The organism is Burkholderia sp. AU45388 (assembly GCF_030481585.1).
GTDB classification, from domain to species: domain Bacteria; phylum Pseudomonadota; class Gammaproteobacteria; order Burkholderiales; family Burkholderiaceae; genus Burkholderia; species Burkholderia sola.
In genome coordinates this window covers 49,182-70,016 of the sequence record NZ_JAUJPV010000026.1, presented here as the reverse complement: position 1 = coordinate 70,016, position 20,835 = coordinate 49,182, and the positions used below count along the sequence as shown (strand labels likewise).

The 20,835-nt window shown below is 67.0% G+C and carries 23 protein-coding genes and 1 pseudogene; 17 read left to right on the top strand and 7 right to left on the bottom strand.

The genetic code is table 11. The annotated features are described in order from the left end of the window. Positions 1-86: 86 nt before the first annotated feature. Entirely contained in the window at positions 87-1,163 is a 1,077-nt protein-coding gene (locus QZM72_RS30270; RefSeq protein ID WP_089467519.1) for a YeiH family protein, read from the bottom strand. A gap of 112 nt (positions 1,164-1,275) precedes the next feature. Between QZM72_RS30270 and QZM72_RS30265 the strand changes: the two genes are divergently transcribed. The 8 genes from QZM72_RS30265 to QZM72_RS30230 all read left to right on the top strand — a co-directional run bounded on the left by QZM72_RS30265 (position 1,276) and on the right by QZM72_RS30230 (position 9,076). Then, positions 1,276-2,169, top strand: a complete 894-nt coding sequence (locus tag QZM72_RS30265) for a LysR family transcriptional regulator (protein ID WP_089467518.1) — start codon at positions 1,276-1,278, stop codon at positions 2,167-2,169. Positions 2,170-2,331: 162 nt separating this feature from the next. Beyond that, complete coding sequence (locus tag QZM72_RS30260; protein WP_301739905.1) at positions 2,332-3,096, top strand: sugar phosphate isomerase/epimerase; 765 nt, start codon at positions 2,332-2,334, stop codon at positions 3,094-3,096. A 28-nt stretch (positions 3,097-3,124) separates the two neighbouring features. Beyond that, complete coding sequence (locus QZM72_RS30255; RefSeq protein ID WP_089467516.1) at positions 3,125-4,117, top strand: sugar kinase; 993 nt, start codon at positions 3,125-3,127, stop codon at positions 4,115-4,117. Positions 4,118-4,229: 112 nt separating this feature from the next. Continuing rightward, positions 4,230-5,510, top strand: a complete 1,281-nt coding sequence (locus tag QZM72_RS30250) for an MFS transporter (RefSeq protein ID WP_089467515.1) — start codon at positions 4,230-4,232, stop codon at positions 5,508-5,510. A gap of 4 nt (positions 5,511-5,514) precedes the next feature. Continuing rightward, positions 5,515-6,480 carry an NAD(P)-dependent oxidoreductase gene (locus QZM72_RS30245; RefSeq protein WP_089467965.1) on the top strand — a complete coding sequence of 322 codons (966 nt, stop codon included), beginning with the start codon at positions 5,515-5,517 and terminating at the stop codon, positions 6,478-6,480. A 332-nt stretch (positions 6,481-6,812) separates the two neighbouring features. Next, complete coding sequence (locus QZM72_RS30240) at positions 6,813-7,856, top strand: LacI family DNA-binding transcriptional regulator (protein WP_089467514.1); 1,044 nt, start codon at positions 6,813-6,815, stop codon at positions 7,854-7,856. A 55-nt stretch (positions 7,857-7,911) separates the two neighbouring features. Further along, positions 7,912-8,700 (top strand): YhfC family intramembrane metalloprotease, encoded by a 789-nt coding sequence (locus tag QZM72_RS30235; protein WP_089467513.1) that lies wholly within the window; start codon positions 7,912-7,914, stop codon positions 8,698-8,700. A gap of 13 nt (positions 8,701-8,713) precedes the next feature. After that, a complete protein-coding gene (locus QZM72_RS30230) occupies positions 8,714-9,076 on the top strand; it encodes a DUF3022 domain-containing protein (RefSeq protein WP_089467512.1) in 363 nt (120 codons plus the stop codon). Positions 9,077-9,109: 33 nt separating this feature from the next. Here QZM72_RS30230 and QZM72_RS30225 read toward each other — a convergent pair whose 3' ends face one another. Together QZM72_RS30225 and QZM72_RS30220 are read right to left on the bottom strand one after the other, a co-directional pair. Further along, entirely contained in the window at positions 9,110-9,541 is a 432-nt protein-coding gene (locus tag QZM72_RS30225) for a PGDYG domain-containing protein (protein ID WP_089467511.1), read from the bottom strand. Between the two features lie 127 nt (positions 9,542-9,668). Next, positions 9,669-10,220 carry a Spy/CpxP family protein refolding chaperone gene (locus QZM72_RS30220; protein WP_089467510.1) on the bottom strand — a complete coding sequence of 184 codons (552 nt, stop codon included), beginning with the start codon at positions 10,218-10,220 and terminating at the stop codon, positions 9,669-9,671. A gap of 247 nt (positions 10,221-10,467) precedes the next feature. Here QZM72_RS30220 and QZM72_RS30215 point away from each other — a divergent pair, with 247 nt between their 5' ends. Next, complete coding sequence (locus QZM72_RS30215) at positions 10,468-10,932, top strand: Lrp/AsnC family transcriptional regulator (RefSeq protein WP_006481526.1); 465 nt, start codon at positions 10,468-10,470, stop codon at positions 10,930-10,932. Between the two features lie 501 nt (positions 10,933-11,433). Continuing rightward, positions 11,434-12,534, top strand: coding sequence for a saccharopine dehydrogenase family protein (locus QZM72_RS30210; RefSeq protein WP_089467509.1), 1,101 nt, complete (start codon positions 11,434-11,436; stop codon positions 12,532-12,534). Between the two features lie 111 nt (positions 12,535-12,645). Here QZM72_RS30210 and QZM72_RS30205 read toward each other — a convergent pair whose 3' ends face one another. Together QZM72_RS30205 and cydX are read right to left on the bottom strand one after the other, a co-directional pair. After that, positions 12,646-13,263, bottom strand: coding sequence for an ATP-binding protein (locus QZM72_RS30205; RefSeq protein WP_089467508.1), 618 nt, complete (start codon positions 13,261-13,263; stop codon positions 12,646-12,648). Further along, positions 13,260-13,406 (bottom strand): cytochrome bd-I oxidase subunit CydX, encoded by a 147-nt coding sequence (gene cydX / locus QZM72_RS30200; protein WP_089467507.1) that lies wholly within the window; start codon positions 13,404-13,406, stop codon positions 13,260-13,262. The genes QZM72_RS30205 and cydX overlap by 4 nt, the downstream gene beginning before the upstream one ends. Positions 13,407-13,606: 200 nt before the next feature. Between cydX and corA the strand changes: the two genes are divergently transcribed. Continuing rightward, a complete protein-coding gene (corA, locus tag QZM72_RS30195) occupies positions 13,607-14,584 on the top strand; it encodes a magnesium/cobalt transporter CorA (RefSeq protein WP_089467506.1) in 978 nt (325 codons plus the stop codon). 7 nt (positions 14,585-14,591) lie between these two features. Here corA and QZM72_RS30190 read toward each other — a convergent pair whose 3' ends face one another. Further along, entirely contained in the window at positions 14,592-14,885 is a 294-nt protein-coding gene (locus QZM72_RS30190; protein ID WP_089467505.1) for a YciI-like protein, read from the bottom strand. Between the two features lie 465 nt (positions 14,886-15,350). On the opposite strand from QZM72_RS30190, the gene QZM72_RS30185 reads away from it, so the two are divergent. Together QZM72_RS30185 and QZM72_RS30180 are read left to right on the top strand one after the other, a co-directional pair. After that, positions 15,351-15,839, top strand: coding sequence for an aminoacyl-tRNA deacylase (locus QZM72_RS30185; protein WP_027784485.1), 489 nt, complete (start codon positions 15,351-15,353; stop codon positions 15,837-15,839). Between the two features lie 117 nt (positions 15,840-15,956). Further along, a pseudogene (locus tag QZM72_RS30180) lies at positions 15,957-16,487 on the top strand (integrase core domain-containing protein); the annotation flags it as partial. A 386-nt stretch (positions 16,488-16,873) separates the two neighbouring features. On the opposite strand, the gene QZM72_RS30175 reads toward QZM72_RS30180, so the two are convergent. Further along, positions 16,874-17,509: a glutathione S-transferase family protein gene (locus QZM72_RS30175; protein ID WP_089467504.1), complete on the bottom strand. Its 636-nt coding sequence runs from the start codon at positions 17,507-17,509 to the stop codon at positions 16,874-16,876. Between the two features lie 169 nt (positions 17,510-17,678). Here QZM72_RS30175 and QZM72_RS30170 point away from each other — a divergent pair, with 169 nt between their 5' ends. The 4 genes from QZM72_RS30170 to QZM72_RS30155 all read left to right on the top strand — a co-directional run bounded on the left by QZM72_RS30170 (position 17,679) and on the right by QZM72_RS30155 (position 20,833). After that, complete coding sequence (locus QZM72_RS30170) at positions 17,679-17,984, top strand: acyl carrier protein (RefSeq protein ID WP_089467503.1); 306 nt, start codon at positions 17,679-17,681, stop codon at positions 17,982-17,984. After that, positions 17,984-18,499, top strand: coding sequence for a gamma-glutamylcyclotransferase family protein (locus QZM72_RS30165; RefSeq protein WP_301739918.1), 516 nt, complete (start codon positions 17,984-17,986; stop codon positions 18,497-18,499). Before QZM72_RS30170 ends, QZM72_RS30165 begins: the two co-directional genes overlap by 1 nt. A 467-nt stretch (positions 18,500-18,966) precedes the next feature. After that, entirely contained in the window at positions 18,967-20,271 is a 1,305-nt protein-coding gene (locus QZM72_RS30160) for an MFS transporter (protein WP_301739904.1), read from the top strand. Between the two features lie 37 nt (positions 20,272-20,308). After that, on the top strand, positions 20,309-20,833 hold the full coding sequence (locus QZM72_RS30155; RefSeq protein WP_089467500.1) for a flavin reductase: 525 nt from the start codon (positions 20,309-20,311) through the stop codon (positions 20,831-20,833). Positions 20,834-20,835 lie beyond the last annotated feature (2 nt).

Here is a 20,835-nt window from a genome sequence, read left to right as displayed (position 1 = left end):
GAAGCATAGCACTGCGCCGCGCCCGCGGGTCTTCCCCGTCGGGCTTCCCGTAGGGCGCGGCGCGCGAACCGTCGCGGACGTGCGGCTCAGCCAAGCCAGTGCTGCACGGCCCAGGTGATCGCGTAGCCGCCGGCGATCAGCCACACGTACAGGATCAGGCCGGTCATCAGCGCGCGCGGGCCGGCCGCGCGGATCTGCGCGACGCGCGTCTCGATGCCGAGTGCGGTCATGGCCATCGTCAGCGCGAAGGTGTCGAGCACGTTCAGCGTATGCGTGACGTCCGCGGGCAGCACGTTCAGCGAATTGACGATCACGAAGCCGAGGAAGCCGAGCGCGAACCACGGCACCGCCACCTTGCGCTGGCGTTGCGTGCCGCCGGCCGCGTCGTGCGCCGAGCGTGCCGAACGGGCGAGCCACCAGCCGAGCGCGAGCAGCACCGGCACCAGCAGCATCACGCGCGTCATCTTCACGATCGTCGCGACGTGCACGACCTGCGGGCTGATGTCGCTCGCCGCGCCGACCACCTGCGCGACCTCGTGGATCGTGCCGCCGAAGAACAGGCCGAGGCCGGCCGGATCGAGGTTCAGCAGCCCGGCGTGATAGGCGAGCGGATACAGGAACATCGACAGCGTGCCGAACAGCACGACGCTGCCCACGGCCATCGCGCTCTGGTGCGGCTTCGACTGCAGCGTCGATTCGAACGCGAGCACGGCGGCCGCGCCGCAGATCGCGCTGCCGGCGGCGGTCAGCAGCGCGGCGTCGCGGTCGAGCTTCATCAGCTTCATGCCGACCCAGGTGCCGATCGCGAGCGTGCTGACGACGACCAGCGCCGATACCGCGAGGCCCGGCAGCCCGACCTGCGCGATTTCCTGCAGGCTCACGCGCAAGCCGAAGAACGCGACCGCGATGCGCAGCAGCTTGCGAGCGGAGAAATTGACGCCGGCCGCCCAGCTGGCCGGCATGCCGTCGCGCAGCGCGTTGCCGTACAGCGCGCCGGCGACGATGCCGACGATCAGCGGCGACAGGCCGAGCCCCGCGATCGCGGGAAGCTCGGACAGGCTCGTGACGGCGGCGGCGAACAGCGCGACGAACAGCACGCCGTTCAACTGGCCGCGCATCGACGGCGCGGCGTGGCTGATAGGGGAAGTCGGAGCAGTAGACATGGAAGCACCGTGATGGACCGTGTGGCGATGGTGTAATCCTAATTTCGTTATATCGATATGAAAAATTGTGATTTGTGACGTAAAGTATCAGGAACGCCGATAATTTCTGCCCATGACCCCGGATCAACTGATAACGTTTGCCGCCGTCGCCGAGCATCTGAACATCAGCCGCGCCGCCGTCGCGCTGCATCTGTCGCAGCCGGCCGTGTCGGGCCAGTTGCGGCTGCTGCAGGACGAGTTCGGCGAGCCGCTGTACCAGCGCGACGGCCGCGGCATCCGCCTGACGCCGGTCGGCGAGCAGCTCGCGCAGTACGCGAAGGCGCAGCGCGATACGTTCGCGCAGGCGCGTGCGTTTCGCGATGCGGTGCGCGGGCTGGAAGCCGGCACGCTGCGCATCGGCGCGAGCACGACGCCCGCGAGCTATCTGCTGCCGTACCTGATCGCGGCGTTCCAGCCGCGTGCGCCCCGCGTGGCGATCCAGACGATGAGCGGCAATACGGCCGACGTGGTCGCGGCGCTGCCGTCGCTCGACATCGCGCTGATCGAAGGGCCGCCCGGCGAGGCGCTGCCGCCCGGCACCGCCGTGCATGCATGGCACGAGGACGAGATCGTCGCGATCGTGCCGGCTGGCCATCCGCTCGCGGCGCCCGGCCACGACGCGGGCGTGACGCTCGCTGCGCTGGCCATGCATCCGCTCGTGCTGCGCGAGGCGGGCTCCGCCGTGCGGCAGCTCGTCGAGCGCGCGTTCGCGCATGGCGGCGCGCCGATGCGTGTCGCGTTCGAGATCGCCGGCGTCGAAGCCGTGAAGGAGGCCGTGCGCGCGGGGATGGGCGTCGGGTTCGTGTCCGCGATGTCGCTGCGGCACGAGGATGCGGCGCTCGTGCCGCGCTCGCTGGCGCCCGCGCCGCTCACGCGGCACTTTTCCATTCTCGTACCGCATGGCGGCGCGCCGTCGCGGGTCGCCGTGCAATTCCTCGAAATGAGTCTTGCGCAGGATCTCGCGTAGGCGCTCGAAGCCGCGCCGGGAACATGCATTGCATACGGCCGGGGCGCGTATTCGCGTCACGACAGAGCCTTAGGGATTTCCTCTATGGCGTGTGTCCGAAGCGAAGCGCACCATCCGTCTCAAGCAAATGGAACCGGTTCCATTCCGGTGAAAAAGGGCAATATGGCAGACATCGTGATCGTGGCGAGCGCATTCGGAATGGACCGGGTGCGCCAGGAGGGCCACAGTGCATTCATCGCGACCGTGGCGGCATCCGGCGCGGCCGGTTTCGAAGTGCGGCGCGAACTGTTCGCGTCGGACGACGACACGGCGCCCGGCGCGCTGGCCGCGCTCGGCGCGCAGATCGCCGGCCACGGGCTGTGGTCGGTCTATTCGACGCAGGATTCGCTGTATACGGAAACGGGGGCGCTCGATGCCGACGCATTGCGCGACGCGCTCGCGCAAGCCGACGCGCTCGGCGCGCGCTTCGTGAAATTCCAGCTCGGCGGCTTCGCCGGCGATGCGCACGCGGCGGAGATCGACGCGCTGTCGCGCGGCGCGCGGGCCCGCGTGGTGGTGGAGAACGGCCAGCTCGAGGTCGGCGGCGCGTTCGCGCAGTTCCGCGGGCTGTTCGACGCGCTCGCCGATGCCGGCCTGCCCGACGCGCTCGGCATGACGTTCGACATCGGCAACTGGCAGTGGCGCGGCGAAGCGCCGCTCGATTGCGCGCAGGTGCTCGCACCGCATGTGGAATACATTCATTGCAAGGCCACCGAAGGCGAGGGCGCGCGTCGTTTCGCCGCCGCGCCGGCGCCGAACGACCCGCTCGTGACCGGCGTGCTCGCGGCGCTGCCGCAGCATGCGCCGCGCGGCATCGAGTTCCCGTTCGACGCGGCCGACCTGGCCGGCGATGCGTGCCGGCGCGTCGCGTGGCTCGCGACCGCGTAACGGCGGCAGGATCCTGAGGAGTTCAGTCATGAAAGCAGCACTCGATGTCGTGACCTACGGCGAAGCGATGGCGATGTTCGTCGCGACGGAGCCGGGCCACCTCGCGCACGCCGGGCAATTCGCGAAGCGGATCGCCGGCGCCGATCTCAATGTCGCGATCGGCCTGTCGCGGCTCGGCTTCCGGGTCGGCTGGATGAGCCGGGTCGGCAGCGATTCGTTCGGGCGCTACGTGCTCGACACGCTGGCGCGCGAGGGCATCGACGCGTCGTGCGTGACCGTCGATCCGCGCTACCCGACCGGTTTCCAGCTGAAGTCGCGCAACGACGACGGCAGCGACCCGACCGTCGAATATTTCCGCAAGGGCTCGGCGGCGAGCTACCTGTCGTGCGACGACTACGTGGCCGACTACGTGCTCGGCGCGCGTCACCTGCACCTGACGGGCGTCGCGCCGGCGATCTCGGCGACGTCGTGCGAACTCGCATTCCGGCTCGCGCGCGAGATGCGTGCGGCCGGCAAGACGATCTCGTTCGACCCGAACCTGCGTCCGACGCTGTGGCCGTCCGCCGACGTGATGGCGAAGACGCTGAATGCGCTCGCGACGCTCGCCGACTGGGTGCTGCCGGGTCTGGCCGAAGGGCGGCAGCTCACCGGGCACGACACGCCGGCCGACATCGCGGGCTTCTATCTCGCGCAGGGCGCGCGCGGCGTCGTGATCAAGCTCGGCGAGCAAGGCGCGTATTTCCGCACGGCCGACGGCCGCGAAGGCACGATCGCAGGCGAGCGCGTCGACAAGGTCGTCGATACGGTCGGCGCCGGCGACGGCTTCGCGGTCGGCGTGGTCAGCGCGCTGCTCGAAGGGCGCAGCGTCGAGCAGGCGGTCGCGCGCGGCAACCGGATCGGTGCGCTCGCGATCCAGGTGATCGGCGATTCGGAAGGATTGCCGACGCGCGACGCGCTCGACCGGCTGGAAAAGGTCAGCAATCGCGCCGATCGCCTAGAGGAAACCGTCACCGCGCAATGAGAGGCCGGACACGGCACGATCCGCGGATCCATTTCGTGCTTCATGCACGGTTTTGCATGAGACCGGACGACGCAACGATGCGCCGATGCCGGTCTACTCAGGAGACACTCTGATGGCAGCCAATCTCGCAGCTCGACGCTGGTGGACGATCATGCCGATCGTCTTCATCACGTACAGTCTTGCCTACCTCGATCGCGCGAACTACGGGTTCGCGGCGGCGGCCGGCATCAACCAGGATCTCGGCATCAGCAAGGGCCTGTCGTCGCTGATCGGCGCGCTGTTCTTCCTCGGCTACTTCTTCTTCCAGATCCCCGGCGCGATCTATGCGGAACGCCGCAGCGTGAAGAGGCTCGTGTTCGTCAGCCTCGTGCTGTGGGGCGGTTGCGCGGCGCTGACCGGCGTGGTCAGCAACATCCCGTCGCTGATGGCGATCCGCTTCGTGCTCGGCATCGTCGAGGCGGCCGTGATGCCGGCGATGCTGATCTACATCAGCAACTGGTTCACGAAGAACGAGCGCTCGCGCGCGAACACGTTCCTGATTCTCGGCAACCCGGTCACCGTGCTGTGGATGTCGATCGTGTCCGGTTATCTCGTGCATGAATTCGGCTGGCGCCACATGTTCATCGCCGAAGGCGTGCCGGCCGTCATCTGGGCCGTGTGCTGGTGGGTCCTCGTGCAGGACAAGCCGGCCGATTCGCCGTGGCTCAGCGCGCAGGAAAAGCGCGATCTCGACGCCGCGCTCGCGGCCGAGCAGGCGGCGATCAAGCCGGTGCGCAACTATGGCGAGGCATTCCGCTCGCCGGCCGTGATCAAGCTGTGCGCGCAGTATTTCTGCTGGAGCATCGGCGTGTACGGCTTCGTGCTGTGGCTGCCGTCGATCGTGAAGAACGGCTCCGACCTCGGGATGGTCGCGACCGGCTGGCTGTCCGCGCTGCCGTACCTCGCGGCGACGATCGCGATGCTCGCGGCGTCGTGGGCGTCCGACAAGGTCGGTTCGCGTCGCGGTTTCGTGTGGCCGTTCCTGCTGGTCGGCGCGGCCGCGTTCGCCGCGTCGTACGCGCTCGGCTCGTCGCATTTCTGGATCTCGTATGCGTTGCTGGTCGTCGCGGGCGCCGCGATGTATGCGCCGTACGGCCCGTTCTTCGCGATCGTGCCGGAACTGCTGCCGAAGAACGTCGCCGGCGGCGCGATGGCGCTGATCAACAGCATGGGCGCGCTCGGCTCGTTCGTCGGCTCGTATTTCGTCGGCTATTTGAACGGCGCGACCGGGTCGCCCGTCGCGTCGTACGCGTTCATGAGCGCCGCGCTCGTCGCCGCGGTGATCCTCACGCTGTCCGTCAAACCCCAGGCGCGCGATGCGCATCCGCTCGCCGCGCCGCTGCAAGGAAAATGAAACGATGAAGCCCCGTATCGTCGCGTACAAGCCGCTGCCCGATGACGTTCTCGCGTACCTGCGCGAGCATGCGGACGTCGTGCAGGCCGACGGCGCCGACGCGCTCGCCGCCGCGCTCGGCGACGCCGACGGCGCGATCGGCGCGAGCCTGAAGGTCACGCCGCAGATGCTCGATCGCGCGCCGCGGTTGAAGGCGTGGTCGACGATCTCGGTCGGCTACGACAACTTCGACGTCGCCGATCTCACGCGGCGCGGCATCGTGCTCGCGCATACGCCGGACGTGCTGACCGAGTCGACGGCCGATACGGTGTTTTCGCTGATCCTGGCCTCCGCGCGGCGCGTGGTCGAACTGGCCGAGTGGGTGAAGGCCGGCCACTGGCATCGCAGCATCGGCCCGGACCTGTACGGCACCGACGTGCAGGGCAAGACGCTCGGCATCGTCGGGCTCGGGCGGATCGGCGGCGCGGTCGCGCGTCGCGCGGCGCTCGGCTTCCGCATGCAGGTGCTGTACGCGAACCGGTCCACGCATGCCGAGGCCGAGACACAGTACGGCGCGCGGCGCGTGACGCTCGACGCGCTGCTCGCGCAATCGGATTTCGTGTGCCTGCAGGTGCCGCTGTCGCCCGACACGCGCCACCTGATCGGCGCGCCCGAATTCGCGAAGATGAAGCGCGGCGCGATCCTGATCAACGCGTCGCGCGGGCCCGTCGTCGACGAAGCCGCGCTGGTCGATGCGCTGCGCGCGGGGACGATCCGCGGCGCGGGGCTCGACGTGTTCGAAAAGGAGCCGCTGCCGGCCGATTCGCCGCTGCTGCGGATGAAGAACGTCGTCGCACTGCCGCATATCGGCTCGGCGACGCATGAGACGCGCCATGCGATGGCGCGCTGCGCCGCGGAAAACCTGGTCGGCGCGCTGGCCGGCACGCTGCGCACGAATCTCGTCAATCCGGATGCGCTGGCGCACGCCTGAGTCGTCGCCGCAACCGGCGCGACGCGGCGCAGGCGCCGTTAGAATCGATGATCTTGGTGCCGGAGGGCTGGCTGCGTTATGATCGCCCGCGCTCGTCGTATCGACGGCCGGCCACGCGGCCGGCGGCGTCGCGCGACGGGCATCCGCGCCAGGTCCGGTGCGGCCGGCTGCCGTAGCGCGCGGCTGACGGGCGCGGCTCGACGGCGCAGCGCCGGGCCGGTACAGGCGCCCACGCGCCAGGACAGGGGAGGCCGCTGGTTGGCTTACGTTTCCAACAACAAAGGTCCGTCTGCTCGAGAAGCGGCGCGGATCGTACGTCGCGAGGCACGACAGTGACCGATTCGCAACCTTCCACGACGCGTCCGGCGACGATCAGCGACGTCGCGCGCGAGGCCGGCACGGGCAAGACCAGCGTTTCGCGCTATCTGAACGGCGAGACGCATGTGCTGTCCGTCGATCTGCGCCAGCGGATCGAGGCGGCCATCGCGCGGCTCAACTACCGGCCGAACCAGATGGCGCGCGGGCTCAAGCGCGGCCGCAACCGGCTGCTCGGCATGCTCGCGGCCGACCTGACCAATCCTTACACCGTCGAAGTGCTGCAGGGCGTCGAGGCCGCGTGCCATGCGCTCGGCTATATGCCGCTCATCTGTCACGCCGCGAACGAAGTCGAGATGGAGCGCCGCTTCCTGCAACTGCTCACGACCTACCGCGTCGAAGGGCTGATCGTCAACGCGCTCGGTGCCGAGGAAGACGTGCTGCGTCCGCTGCGCGGCGCCGGCATTCCGGCCGTGCTCGTCGACCGCACGGTCGAGGGCTTCGAGGCCGACCTGATCGGCCTCGACAACGCCGATGCGATCGAGACGGCGCTCGGGCACCTGGTCGAACACGGTTTCGACGCGATCCATTTCGTCGTGCAGCCGTTCGAGCACGTCAGTTCGCGACGCGTGCGCGAGACCGCGTTCCGCGCGGCGCTGGCGGCGCGCGGGCTGCCGGCGCCGCCGACGGTCGTGCTCGATCTGAACGAAGCGGACGCGGCCGCGGCGGCGCTCGCCGACGTCGATGCCCGCATCGACGATGCGGCCCGGCGCGGCGTGCGCGCCGCGCTGTTCGCCGCGAATGCGCCGGTCGCGCTGGCGATCGCGCGCCATCTGCGCGCGCGCTTCGGCGCCGCATGGCAGCAGCAGGCGGCGCTGCTGTCGATCGACGATCCGGAATGGGCCGAGCTGATCGGCATCACCACGATCCGTCAGCCGACCTATGAAATCGGCTACAAGGCCGTCGAATTCGTGCACGAGCGGATCGACGGCGCGGCCGGCGACGTGCGCGTCGCGATGCTGCCCGGCGAGTTGATCGCGCGCGCGTCGACCGCAAGCTGAGTATCATTCGGGGCACGCGGCGCGTCAGGTGCGCTGCCTCGAACCAAGGAAATACATGACTGTCGCTCCCGTCACGCTGGCGGCGCTGATCGCCGCCACGCTGATCATCGCGCTGCTGCCGCTCGTTCTCTACCGCTTCCTGCGCAAGCCGCTTGCGCTCAACCGCCGCGACACGATCGTCGGCGTCGCCGTCTTCACGCTGTTCGCGATGATCCTCGAGCGCGCATTCCACGGGCTCGTGCTGAGCCACACGCCCGAGGACGGCTGGCTGACGCAGCCGCTCGCGTTCGTCGCGTACGGCGCGCTCGCGTCCGCCGTATTCGAGGAAGTCGGCCGCTATCTCGGGATGCGTTTTCTGAACCGCCGGTACGGCGCATCGGCCGGCGACGGTCGCGGGATCGGCTACGGAATCGGCCACGGCGGCGCCGAAGCGTGGTTCGTCGGCGTGCTCGTGTGGGGCCAGTGGTCGTATCTCGCGTGGCTCGCGAGCCGCGGCCAGCTCGAGACGCAGCTGGCCGACCTGCCGGTCGACACCGTGGTGCGGCTGCACATGATGCTCGCGACGCTGTCGGCCCAGTCGATCTTGCTGTTGCTGCTCGAACGCTGCGCGGCGTTCGCGGTGCAACTGGCGCTGTCGGTGCTGGTGTGGCGCGGCGTGCAGGCCGGCCGAATCGCCGTGTTGCCGCTCGCGATTGTGCTGCATGCGCTCGCGGCGACGCCGACGCTGCTGTACCAGGTGCGCGTGCTGCCGGCCGCGTGGGTCGAGGCCGCGTATTTCGTGCTGGCCGCAGTCCTGGTGGTCGTGCTGGTGAAGACGTGCCGGCCGTCGCGTGCGGCGGCCTGACGGGAGAGACGGAATGGACGACTATCTGATCGAATGCCAGAGCGCGGAATTCGACGCGCTCGCGCGCGTGATCTGCGATCTCTTTCCGGAGCAGACGCGCTTCGCCGAAAGCAGCGACGCGCGCGGGCGCTTCCTGTCCGTGCACTGGCTCGCGATGCGGTTCGGCGCGGTGCCTAAGCGGATGACGCTCGACATCCGGATCGTGCCGGCCGCGCTCGCGCGCTACCTGGCGCTCAAGCCGATGCAGCGCGCGCGCAGCCATGCGGTGCTGCATGCGTATACGGAAGCGATGCTCGGGTCGCTCGAAGAACGGCACGCGGCGGGCGAGGCCGTCGAGCGCGACGCGGAACTCGAACTCGACGAAGATTTTGCGTGAGCGGCGGCGCCGGCATCGGGCCGGCGCGGTGCATTATGCGTCGCGGTAAACCTGCGCGAAGCGCTGCGCCTGCACGACGCCGTAGTCGCCGGGCGCATACTGCATCACCCAGTCGCCGGCCACGCCGCGCAGCGTGTCGCCGTTTTCCGAGCGGGCGATCGTAAACGGTTCGTCCATCCGGCGCGCGAGCACGACGGCCGGCCGATTGCGATAGGCACCCGGCGTGCCGGGCGCGAGCGCCGGATCGGCGGGCAGGTATTTGGCGTCGAAGCGCGCGCGCGACACGACCCAGCGGTCGCCCGTCGAGCCGGTGATCAGCGCGTCGCCCGCGACATAACGGTTCGGGCCTTCGAGGCTCATCAGTTCGCCGTCGGCATCCGCGAACGACACGGCGACGGTTTCGTCCTTGACGACGCGACGGGCCTGCGGATCGGTATGCAGATCGAGTTGCTTGAGTTCGAGCATGGCGGGGAAGGGCGGGAAACCGGGAAAAGCCGGGAGCTTATCCCGAATTCGGCGCGCCGTGTGACGCGCCGTCGCCGATCGCGCCGTTCGGCCCGGGCGGGCCCGCACGGCGCCGGCAGGGAGGCCGTCAGGGCTGCGCGGGCGCGCTCGCGGCCGGCGCGGCGGCCGCCTTGCCTTCCTTGCCCTTCGTCTTGCCCTTGCCGCGGTGCTCGCCGCCGTGATGCAGCCAGTTGCGGAAGGTCGTGTCGGCCAGCGCTTTCTGCTCGGCCGGGAAGCTCTCGTAGAGCGGCGCGAATGCGTCGGCGAGCTTCTTCGCGCCGTCGGCGTTCGCCTGCGACAGTTCCGCATACTGCTTGATGTCGTCGAGCGCGGACACGTCGCGCTTGGCCATCCGTTCGCTATAGAGGCGGCCCATCGTGGCGCCGTTGTCGCGCATCGTATCGGCGAACGTCTTCCATTGCGGCTCCTGCGCCGACGTGATCTTCAACTGGTCGTGCAGATACTTGATGCGCTCCTCGATGCGCGCTTCGTGGCGTGCCGCGCGTTGCTCGGCGCTCGGTGCCGACGCCGCGACCGTCGTGGCCGGCGCCTGGGCGGGTGCTTGCGGCTGCGCCGGGGTTTGCGCGAATGCGCTGGCTGCAACGACGAGCGTAGCGAGGGTGAGCGAGATTTTCTTCATGGTTGGCTCCCGGGGTGGTGTCTTGCGAGCGGGCGCGGCGGCCATCGCCGCCGGCGCGGATCTCGCGTCGCCCATTATTAGTAGCACGTTGCCTGCAGGGCGGCAGTGAATGCGACACTTGCTTACATCCGATACGAATCGAAATCGAAGCGTCGAAGCCGGGCCATACCGGTTGGGCGTGCACGCGTTCGGCGCTATCATCGCGTCACTTTCCACTCCGTCGGCACGTGCGTGCCGGCCCAGCGTCATGCGTCCACCCCGCCTCGACCAACTCGACGATCTCGACCGGCAGCTCGTCGCGCTGCTGCAAGCCGACGCGCGCGCGAGCGTCGCGGATCTCGCGCGCCAGCTCGACGTGGCGCGCACGACGGTCGTCGCGCGCATCGCGCGGCTCGAACGCACCAACGTGATCGCCGGGTACAGCGTGCGGCTCGGGCAGGACGTGCTCGACGCGAGCATCTATGCGTACGTCGGCATCATCCTCACGCCGAAGTTCGGCAAGGACGTATTGCGCAAGCTCGACCGGATGCCGGAAGTCCAGTTGCTGTGCGCGGTGAGCGGCGAGTACGACTACGTCGCATGGCTGCGCGCCGATTCGCCCGAACGGCTCAACGATCTGCTCGACCAGATCGGCACGCTCGAAGGCGTCGAGCGCACGACGACGTCGATCATCCTGTCGCGCAAGATCGATCGCGGGACGATCGGCGGCTGAGTTGTTGTACGTCGCGCCGCGCATGACGAACGGCGCGAGCGCATGCGCGGCGCAGGCTTCGTTGCGTCACGGGCGCCGGGATCAATGTCGCGTAGGTGCCCGCACGTATTCGCATCGGCCTTCGCTGGACATCATGATCGGCACGGGCGCCCGTCGCCATTCTTTCGCGTACTTCACGCGTCTCTCCCGAATCGCCTTCCGTATTCCGCTTCTACCGGCGTGTCGCACCTGACGCATGAGCAGTTCGTGCGTTCGGAACCACGCCGTACGTCGTCTTCGCGCATGCAATGCACAACCGTCCGCCAACGGGTGGTTTGCGACAGCCTTGCCACGCGATTTCTAGATGGATTGGTCGTTTCGTCGAAATATATCGTCATAACGTCGAAACTATAGGTCGTTTCGCATCATTCTTCGTCTTGGAACTGATTTTGAGCGTCCCTACACTGTGTTCATGGCTCGACGCCGTACACCCACACCAACCCATCATCAGGAGATAAGCGCATGAAAATCGCCATCGTCGGCGCAGGTCTGATCGGCCACACCATTGCTCACATGCTGCGCGAAACGGGCGACTACGAAGTCGTCGCGTTCGATCGCGATGCGGATGCGCTCGCGAAGCTGTCGCGCGAAGGCATCGCGACGCAACGGGTCGACTCGGCCGACGCGAATGCGATTCGCGAAGCGGTGAAGGGCTTCGATGCGCTCGTCAACGCGCTGCCTTACTACCTCGCGGTCAACGTGGCCGCCGCCGCGAAGGCCGCGGGCGTTCATTACTTCGACCTGACCGAAGACGTGCGCGCCACCCATGCGATCCGCGAACTGGCCGACGGCTCCGACCGCGCGTTCATGCCGCAGTGCGGCCTCGCGCCGGGCTTCATCGGCATCGCCGCGCACGAGCTCGTGAACGGCTTCAGCGAAGTGCGCGATGTGAAGATGCGCGTGGGCGCGCTGCCGGAATATCCGACCAACGCGCTGAAGTACAACCTGACGTGGAGCGTCGACGGCCTGATCAACGAATACTGCCAGCCGTGCGAGGCGATCCGCGACGGCCGCAAGCAGTGGGTGCAGCCGCTCGAAGGCCTCGAGCACTTCTCGCTCGACGGCACCGAATACGAAGCGTTCAACACGTCGGGCGGCCTCGGCACGCTGTGCGAGACGCTGTCGGGCAAGGTCGAGACGCTCGACTACAAGTCGGTGCGCTACCCGGGCCACCGCGAGCTCGTCCAGTTCCTGCTGGAAGACCTGCGCCTGTCGACCGATCGCGACACGCTGAAGTCGATCATGCGCCGCGCGGTGCCGTCGACGAAGCAGGACGTCGTGCTCGTATTCGTCACGGTGACGGGCGTGAAGGACGGCCAACTGGTGCAGGACGTGTTTACGCGCAAGATCTTCGCGAAGGACGTGTGCGGGATGCACATGAGCGCGATCCAGATCACGACGGCCGGCGCGATGTGCGCGGTGCTCGATCTGTTCCGCGAAAAGAAGCTGCCGCAGAGCGGTTTCATCCCGCAGGAAAAGGTGTCGCTGAAGGCGTTCCTGGCGAACCGTTTCGGCAAGCTGTACGAAGGCGGCACGATGGAGCGCATGCACGCGGTTGCCTGACTGTCGTCGTTACCAGACGATTCGCCAGCCAGTCTCCGGCACGAGGGCCGTACGACGCCGGGAGCGCAGCAGCGCTTCCGGCGTCGTTTTTTGCGGGAAGGGAAAGCGCGATCAGGCCGGCAGCGGCGGGACGATCGTCGCCGGTTGCGGCGGCGGCACGATGCGGTACAGCAGCGCGTCGATGTCCGCGTCGGACGGCGCGGTGTTGTCGAACATCACGATACCGTCGCATTCGCGGCCGGTCGGCACGAAGCGGCGCTGCCGGTATTCGTCCCAGTGCGCGAGCTTGTACGCATCGTTCGGATTGGCGCGCGCGACGATCCGCCGATGCGCGACGTCTTCCGACGTGTGGACCCAGACGACCGTCAGCGTGACGTCGGGCGCGATGCCGAGCCATGCGCGATCGAGGATGCGCCGGTCGCGCACTTCACGCGACAGCGGGCCGACGACGAGCGCGCCGATGCCGAGCGAAAGATTTTCACGGGCCGTGTCGAGCAGGCCCTGGTATTCGGGATCGCGAAGATGTTTCAGGTAGAGCGGGCTGTCGCGGTCGTTCGGATCGTCCGTGAGCGCGGCCATCGCGGCCGCGCTGTAGCGGCCGTACAGCGTGTCCTTGTCGAGCAGGCAGAACGCCTCGCCGGTCGCGCGCATCAGCGGCCCGATGAGCCGCTTCGCGAGTGTGGTCTTGCCGGTGCCGGCGTGACCGCAGAAGAACACGAGATGCGTCACGAATACCGGCTCCCCGCGTCCCGGCGCGACGTGTCGCCGCGCTTGTCGTCGCGCGAGAACACTTCCGCTTCCAGCCACATCGCGTTGATGATGCCGAAGCCGAGCGCCACGCCGATGCCGAGTATCCACGAGAAATACCACATAGGTCTGTCTCCTTGACGGTGGGGCCGCACGGCCGTTGTGCATTGCGCAACGCAGGCCCGGCGGGCCTGTCGGCGTGCCCCGACGCGCGTGCCGCGGCGCACGCAGCACGATCATGACCAATATCGGCGGGCCGCGCAAGCCGGGCCGTTCGTGCGGCAACCCGGTAAACTGATGCGCAAACCGCAACATCGTGGACAACATGCTGATCAACTGCGCTGCTTACCAGGATGGCCGCAAGCTGGCCGATATCGACATCGACGCCATCAGCGATTACGTGTCGAAGCCCGAATGCTTCGTATGGGTCGCGCTGAAGGATCCGACGCCCGAGGAAATCGACCTGATGGGCGAGGAGTTCGGGTTGCACGAGCTTGCGCTCGAGGATGCCCGCAAGGGCCATCAGCGGCCGAAGATCGAGGAATACGGCGATTCGCTGTTCGCGGTGCTGCATACCGTCGAACTCGACGACGACGGGGAATTCAAGGTCGGCGAACTGAACGTGTTCGTCGGCCCGAATTACGTGCTGTCGATTCGCAACCATACGGAGCACGATTTCCGCGACGTGCGCAAGCGCTGCGAGCGGGAGCCGCATCTGCTGCGGGAGGGCTCGGCGTTCGTGTTCTACGCATTGATGGACCAGGTCGTCGACCGGTATTTCCCGATCCTCGAAACGCTTGGGGCCGAACTCGAGGAACTCGAGGATCGCATCTTCGCGAAGGCGACACCCGCGTCGTCGCGCGCGATCATCGAGGATCTCTATTCGCTGAAGCGCCGGCTCGTGCTGCTGTACCAGCACACGGCGCCGCTGATGGAGCCGCTCGCGAAGCTCACCGGCGGGCGCGTGCCGCAGGTCTGCAGCGGGATGGCGGCTTACTTCCGCGATGTGTACGACCATCTGCAGCGGATCGTGAAGACGATCGAAGGGCGCCGCGAGATGGTCGTCACCGCGATCCAGGTCAACCTCGGGATGATTTCGCTCGCGGAGAACGAGGTGACCAAGCGGCTCGGCTCGTTCGCCGCGCTGTTCGCGATACCGACGATGATCGCCGGCATCTACGGAATGAACTTCGCGAACATGCCCGAGCTGCACCTGAAATACGGGTTCTACGGCTGCATCGCGGTGATGGCCATCGCCGACCTCGCGCTGTGGTGGCGCTTCAAGCGGGCAGGGTGGCTGTAGGGCCTGTTTACGCCGGCCGCGGCGCGTGCTTGCCGACCACGACGCGCCACGGCCGCACGCGCCACGATTTCACGAGGCCGTTCTGCACGTACGGATCGGCGCGCGCGAACGATTCGGCCGCTGCCGGCGAATCGCCTTCGAACACGAGCACGGCCTGATCGGCCGGCTCCGCCAGCGCGCCGGCGAGCACGAGTTCGCCGCGCTCGGTCGCGGCCTGCGCGAGCGCAAGATGCTCCGCACGGAATGCGTCGCGCCGCGACAGGTAATCGTCGACGAGTTCGTAGATCAACTGGTAATGCATGATCGCTCCGGGAGTCGGTTTCCGCCGCGGGACAGTGGGCGGCCGGCTCAGTATAGGGCACCGGGAAAGCCGTGGGCCACGGCGTTTGCCGGCGCGCCGGCGGGCATTCGCGGGCGCGCTTTTGAATGTCGCATCCGGGCGGTATCTTCTTGTTTCCCTAGATAAATGCAACTAACGGTCGAACTTCTCGTCATCGGCCAATTGTCGAGCTCATCCGCCTTTACACAGGCACCGCCTAAATTCGTCTACAAAAATGAGGGGCTGCCCAAGCCTGTTCCGAGGCGGAATTTCGCCTGCCGGCGAGGGCGGCGAGCGATGAAAAGGGGCCGGTGGCCGGCTGTGGGCCATCTGCACGGGGCGCCGCGCAAGGGCGTTTCCATTGGGCCGAAATGCGACCTATGCTGAACGAATCCGGAGCGAACGCCGTTCGCCCGATTGGCCCGATTTGCCCAGACGAGGTGCGCCATGCCGGTCTCAGCCACCCTGCAGGATTGCCTGCGCCAGAAGTCATCGCGGTACGAAGTCGTGTACCACCCCTATAGCCATACGAGCATGGAGACGGCTGCCGCCGCGCACATTCCCGGCGATCGCCTCGCGAAAACCGTGCTCCTCGAGGACGCCGAGGGTTACGTCGCCGCCGTACTGCCGACGACGCACGCCGTGCGCCTGTCGGACCTCTGGGTGAAGACGGGACGCCATCTCGTGCTCGCCCGGGAGGTCGAATTACGCGAGCTGTTCAAGGATTGCGACATGGGCGCGCTGCCGCCGGTCTGCATGGCGTACGGGATGAAGACGTTCCTCGAGGAACGCCTCGCGCAGCAGCCGGAAGTCTATTTCGAGGCCGGCGATCATGAGGCGCTGATTCACATGACGCAGGACGAATTCCTGATGCTGATGGAGACGGCCGAGCGCGCGCATTTCTCGCACAGGATGCAGGGGATGATGCTGTCCTGAGCGATGTCGGTGGGGCGTCGAGAAAGCCCGCGCGCAGGCATTTTCGGCCGCGTTCGGTGAGGGCAATGCAGTCGTGCCGGTGCAGCGAGATCCTGCTTCGGATAATAGATTGGTTATCGGCCGCAGCCGGCGACAGCGGCACGACATGTCTGGGCGTACGACTTCGTATTCGACGAGTGCGCCGACGGCCAACAGTTGAAGTGTCTGACGGTGATCGACGAGTACACGCGGGAATGCCTGGCAATCGACGTGGCCGGATCGATTCGTTCCGGACGTGTCATCGAAGTCCTGTCCCAATTGGTCAGCCTTCATGGTGCGCTTCGTTACTTGCGTTCGGACAACGACTCAGAGTTCGTATCGAGCGCCATCCTGAGGTGGCCTGCACAGAATGGCATGGACATGGCACTCAGCGACCCCGGCAAGCCTTGGCAGAACGGCGCGGACGAGAGCTTCAACGGCAAGTTCCGAGATGAATGCCTGAGCCTGGAATGGTTTCGAACCCGCATGGAAGCGAAAGTTGTGATCGAGCAGTGGCGGCGTCACTACAATGCCATCCGACCACATTCGAGTCTGGCCTATCCGCCGCCCCACGAGTTCAAGCAGCGGTATTGTTCAGCTGAAGCAGCCGAGGCCCTTCTCCAAGATTGAAATGGCACGAAGAAATCAGGCAGGTCAAGACCCGCCGGCAGCTCGATGAATAATATGCGTGACGACTTAGTGGAAGACGAAAAATATATTGGACGTCACGAAATGGATGTTGCATTGTTCACGCATTCGATGTGATCGCAGAAAGTGTGCTGAGCGGTGCAGCAACGCGAACGCAGAGAGCGCCATACATGATTGCGGTCATGGCTCCTGTTCCCGGAGCCGGGGCCTGGACGATCCGCGGCGTGCGCGACGCATGTGCGCGCGCGTGTAGCAGGATCAGCGCAACAGGCAAAGAAAAGCGGCAAAAAGGACCTGAGAAGATGAAGGAGACGCGACGGACGCGGGCGGCATTCCGGATCGGGCGCAAACCCGACCCGGCTTCGCCGCTACGCCCAGATCGAGATCTGTTCGACCGACAACGCGGTCGCGACGGCAGGGCGGCGGAGCATGCGCTCCGTATGCGCGGCCCAATGTTCGAACCCGCGCATGTCGAGCTTCAGCATGTTCCCCCATTTGAAAAATATCAGCAGCATCGGATCGACGATCGAGTAGTGCTCGCCGAGCGCCCAGTCGCGCGCCGCGAGCCGTTCGTCAATCTGCGCATACGCAGCGAGGATGCCCGCGCGGCCCTTCGCGCGAATGCCGTCGTGCGCAGCCGGGTCTTCGCTGAAACGCGACGGATGGAAGTTGAGCGCGACCGTTCCGGGCAATACTGACGCCAGCCAGTTCATCCACTCGATGGCGCGTGCGAGGCCCATCGCGGTATCGGGCACGAGCCGCGCCTGCGGAAAGCGCAACGCGAGATAGAGCAGGATCGCCGACGACTCCGTCAGCACTTCGTCGCCGGTATGCAGTACGGGCACCTTGCCTTTCGGGTTGAGCTGCCGGAATTCGGCGCTCTGCGTCGCACCGTCCTTGATCGAAACGAGTGCGAGTTCGAATGGTTCGCCCAGCTCGCGCAAGATGACGTGCGGTGCAAACGAAAGATGGCCGGGGCAGTAGAACAGTGTATGAGTTGTCATATTGATTAAGTCTCCTATTTATCTCTGGTTGAGATGCTGACCGGGTTTGTCGTGTCGACGCGTCGCATGGTGCATGACGCCCGGTCGAAAGTCAAAAGCGAAGGACGATGTGAAGGATCTTGCGGTTCGGTGAAGGCGAAGCCGGCCAGTGCGATGCGCGCGGGCCGGGATGAACGTGCGTTTCTGGAGCGTGATCGTGATGCGGATGATGAGCCTCGACGAATTGATCGACAGCGTGAAGACGTTTCTGGCCGGGATCGACCCGGGCGCGCCGGCGCGCGTGACCGCGCAGACGAACCTGCTCGACGCCAACCTGCTCGATTCGCTGTCGCTTGTGCACTTCGTGCTGTTCATCGAGCAGACGCTCGGCATCGACATCCCGATCGGCGACTTCGTGCTCGACTCGATCGCGTCGGTCGCGGCGATCTACGACCACTACGTGCTCGGCACGCCGCATGCCGCGAGCGCGTCGTGATGACGCCGGACGACCTGCTTCGTGACGAGCCGTTCGCGTATTTCGCATACGGCTCATGCATGAACCTTGCGAGCCTGTCGGCGTCGCTCGGCTGCGACGCGGCGAGGTACTTCGCGGGCGCGGCGCGGCTCGACGGCCATCGCCTCGCGTTCAATTACGCGTCGCTCAACGAGCCGGTCTGCTGCGCGAACATCGAGCCGGCTGCCGGTGCGCTCGTCGAGGGCGCGCTGTACCGGTTGCCGATGCGCATGCTCGACGCGCTCGAGCGTCGCGAAGGCGTGCATCTCGGCCGCTACGTCCGCTACGCGGTCGAGGTGCTGGAGCCCGGCGGGCGGCGCGTACATGCGCTGACGTATCGCGGTGCGGTCACGCTCGATTGCGACGCCGCGCCGAGCGCGCGCTACCGCGACCTGCTGATTCGCGGGCTGGCCGACGCGGGCGTGTCGGCGGCCTATCACGACCGCACGGTCGCCTACATGGCGGGGCTGCGCGATCGGCCGCCGCGTGCGGCATGACGGAATCAAGGCATCGAGCGCTCCACAAGAGCGCCCGATCCAGCGGTGCGTTCGCGACTTCGAACGTCGACGAGCGTTTTAAAGGCGCCCTAAGCGGGCATGTGAGCAAAAGGTTGAACATGAACAAGGCTTTCGACCATCCGCGCGTCATGCGCATCTTGCGCGTTGCCTGCGACGCTGCGCCCGGGCACAACGACGTACAACGAGCCCCCGGATCTGCGGCAACGCCACGAACGGACCTCGCGAGGCCGACGCGCACCTGATCCGCGCCCGCGAGCCGGATCGACACCCGCCCGGCGTGCCGCACACATGCGTGCGGCACGCGGCACCCCGCATGCGAGAACGAGCCGACCGGAGGAGGACGGCTCGCCGCCTCGTGCGCCGGATCGCGGGTGCCGCCGTCGGGCGACGCGTGCAAGACGCCGTGCGCAACGAATGACAATCGATCGCAAACAAGGAAAAAAATCATGGAGACGCTCGTATCGACCCTATTGCCCGCAGAGCGGGCGTCGGAAGACGCCGCCTATCGCAAGGTCGCGTGGCGGCTGATGCCGTTGCTGCTGTTCTGTTACCTGGTGTCGTATCTCGACCGCGTGAACGTGGGCTTCGCGAAGCTGCAGATGGCAGGCGATCTCGGGCTGTCCGACGCGGCCTACGGGCTCGGCGCCGGCATCTTCTTCTTCGGTTATTTCATCTTCGAGGTGCCGAGCAACCTGATCCTCCACCGCATCGGCGCACGCGTCTGGATCGCGCGAATCATGGTGACGTGGGGCGCGGTGTCCGCGCTGACGATGTTCGTCACGACGCCGACGGCGTTCTACGCGATGCGATTCCTGCTCGGCGCCGCCGAGGCCGGCTTCTTCCCGGGCGTGATCCTGTACCTGACCTACTGGTATCCGGCCCATCGGCGGGGGCGGATCACGACGATGTTCATGACGGCCGTCGCGCTGTCGGGCGTCGTCGGCGGCCCGATTTCCGGCTACATCCTGAAGGCGTTCGACGGCATCAACGGGTGGCACGGCTGGCAGTGGCTGTATCTGCTCGAAGGGCTGCCGTCGATCGTCGCGGGTTTGCTCGTCTACGCGCTGCTCGACGACCGGATCGCGCAGGCGAAGTGGCTGAACGACGAAGAGCGCGCGCTGCTCGAACGCAACGTGAATGCCGAGGACGCGGTCAAGTCTCACCTGTCGCTCGGTGCGGTGCTCGCGAATCCGCGTGTGTGGCTGATGTGCGCAATCTACTTCTCGTTCGTGATCGGCCTGTACGGCGTCGGCTTCTGGCTGCCGACGCTCATCCATGCGACGGGCGTGGCCGATCCGCTGACGATCGGGCTGCTGTCGACGGTGCCGTATGCGCTTGCGGTGGTCGCGATGATCGCGATCGCACACAGTTCGGATCGCCTTCGCGAGCGCCGCTGGCATCTCGCGGTGCCCGGTGCGATGGGCACGGTGGGGCTCGTGCTCGCGGTCGGCTGGGCGCATCAGACGGGGCTTGCGATCGCGGCGCTGACGCTCGCGACGATGGGCATCCTCACCGCGATTCCGCTGTTCTGGAGCCTGCCGACCGCGTTCCTCGGCGGCACCGCGGCCGCCGCCGGGATCGCGATGATCAATTCCGTCGGCAATCTCGCAGGCTTCCTCGGCCCTTATCTGATGGGGCTGCTCAAGCAACTGACCGCATCAAACGACGCGGGCCTCTACATGATGGCCGGCTGCATGGCGCTGGGCGGACTGCTCGCGCTGTCGCTGCCGAAAGCGCTGGTGAACCGGTAGCGATGCGCGGCTTTTCCCCCATGCACGGAGACAGGACATGATCCACAACGAACCCGCACTGTTCCCCGACCAGTCGATGGGCGCCTCGCCGCAGCGCTTTCGCGACGCGATGTGCCGCGTGGCGTCGGCCGTTCACGTACTCACGAGCGACGGGCCTGCCGGGCGCTGCGGCATGACGGCGACCGCCGTGCTGTCGGTGTCCGATGCGCCGCCGACGGTGCTCGTGTCGGTCAATCGCGGCAGCGTATCGGCGCAGCGGCTGATCGCGAACGAGGTGTTCTGCGTGAACACGCTCGGCGCCGCCGACCGGTTTCTCGCCGACGTGTTCGCGGGCAGGACCGCGCACGAGCGCGACGCGCGCTTCACGGTGGGCGAGTGGGGCGAGCTTGCGACGCGCGCGCCGGTGCTGGCGAGCGCGCGCATCGCGCTCGACTGCCGGCTCGTCGCGTCGATGAGCGCGGCGACGCATGAGCTGCTGGTCGGCGAAGTGGTGGCGCTGCACTGTGCGGTGCCCGACGACGACACGCTCGTCTATCTGCAGCGGGAGTTCCGCGTCGTGTGACG

Coding starts and splice junctions, on each gene's coding strand:
- QZM72_RS30270 (WP_089467519.1), bottom strand. CDS start 1,163: ATGTCTACTGCTCCGACTTCCCCTATCAGCCACGCCGCGCCGTCGATG.
- QZM72_RS30265 (WP_089467518.1), top strand. CDS start 1,276: ATGACCCCGGATCAACTGATAACGTTTGCCGCCGTCGCCGAGCATCTG.
- QZM72_RS30260 (WP_301739905.1), top strand. CDS start 2,332: ATGGCAGACATCGTGATCGTGGCGAGCGCATTCGGAATGGACCGGGTG.
- QZM72_RS30255 (WP_089467516.1), top strand. CDS start 3,125: ATGAAAGCAGCACTCGATGTCGTGACCTACGGCGAAGCGATGGCGATG.
- QZM72_RS30250 (WP_089467515.1), top strand. CDS start 4,230: ATGGCAGCCAATCTCGCAGCTCGACGCTGGTGGACGATCATGCCGATC.
- QZM72_RS30245 (WP_089467965.1), top strand. CDS start 5,515: ATGAAGCCCCGTATCGTCGCGTACAAGCCGCTGCCCGATGACGTTCTC.
- QZM72_RS30235 (WP_089467513.1), top strand. CDS start 7,912: ATGACTGTCGCTCCCGTCACGCTGGCGGCGCTGATCGCCGCCACGCTG.
- QZM72_RS30230 (WP_089467512.1), top strand. CDS start 8,714: ATGGACGACTATCTGATCGAATGCCAGAGCGCGGAATTCGACGCGCTC.
- QZM72_RS30225 (WP_089467511.1), bottom strand. CDS start 9,541: ATGCTCGAACTCAAGCAACTCGATCTGCATACCGATCCGCAGGCCCGT.
- QZM72_RS30220 (WP_089467510.1), bottom strand. CDS start 10,220: ATGAAGAAAATCTCGCTCACCCTCGCTACGCTCGTCGTTGCAGCCAGC.
- QZM72_RS30215 (WP_006481526.1), top strand. CDS start 10,468: ATGCGTCCACCCCGCCTCGACCAACTCGACGATCTCGACCGGCAGCTC.
- QZM72_RS30210 (WP_089467509.1), top strand. CDS start 11,434: ATGAAAATCGCCATCGTCGGCGCAGGTCTGATCGGCCACACCATTGCT.
- cydX (WP_089467507.1), bottom strand. CDS start 13,406: ATGTGGTATTTCTCGTGGATACTCGGCATCGGCGTGGCGCTCGGCTTC.
- corA (WP_089467506.1), top strand. CDS start 13,607: ATGCTGATCAACTGCGCTGCTTACCAGGATGGCCGCAAGCTGGCCGAT.
- QZM72_RS30190 (WP_089467505.1), bottom strand. CDS start 14,885: ATGCATTACCAGTTGATCTACGAACTCGTCGACGATTACCTGTCGCGG.
- QZM72_RS30185 (WP_027784485.1), top strand. CDS start 15,351: ATGCCGGTCTCAGCCACCCTGCAGGATTGCCTGCGCCAGAAGTCATCG.
- QZM72_RS30175 (WP_089467504.1), bottom strand. CDS start 17,509: ATGACAACTCATACACTGTTCTACTGCCCCGGCCATCTTTCGTTTGCA.
- QZM72_RS30170 (WP_089467503.1), top strand. CDS start 17,679: ATGAACGTGCGTTTCTGGAGCGTGATCGTGATGCGGATGATGAGCCTC.
- QZM72_RS30165 (WP_301739918.1), top strand. CDS start 17,984: ATGACGCCGGACGACCTGCTTCGTGACGAGCCGTTCGCGTATTTCGCA.
- QZM72_RS30160 (WP_301739904.1), top strand. CDS start 18,967: ATGGAGACGCTCGTATCGACCCTATTGCCCGCAGAGCGGGCGTCGGAA.
- QZM72_RS30155 (WP_089467500.1), top strand. CDS start 20,309: ATGATCCACAACGAACCCGCACTGTTCCCCGACCAGTCGATGGGCGCC.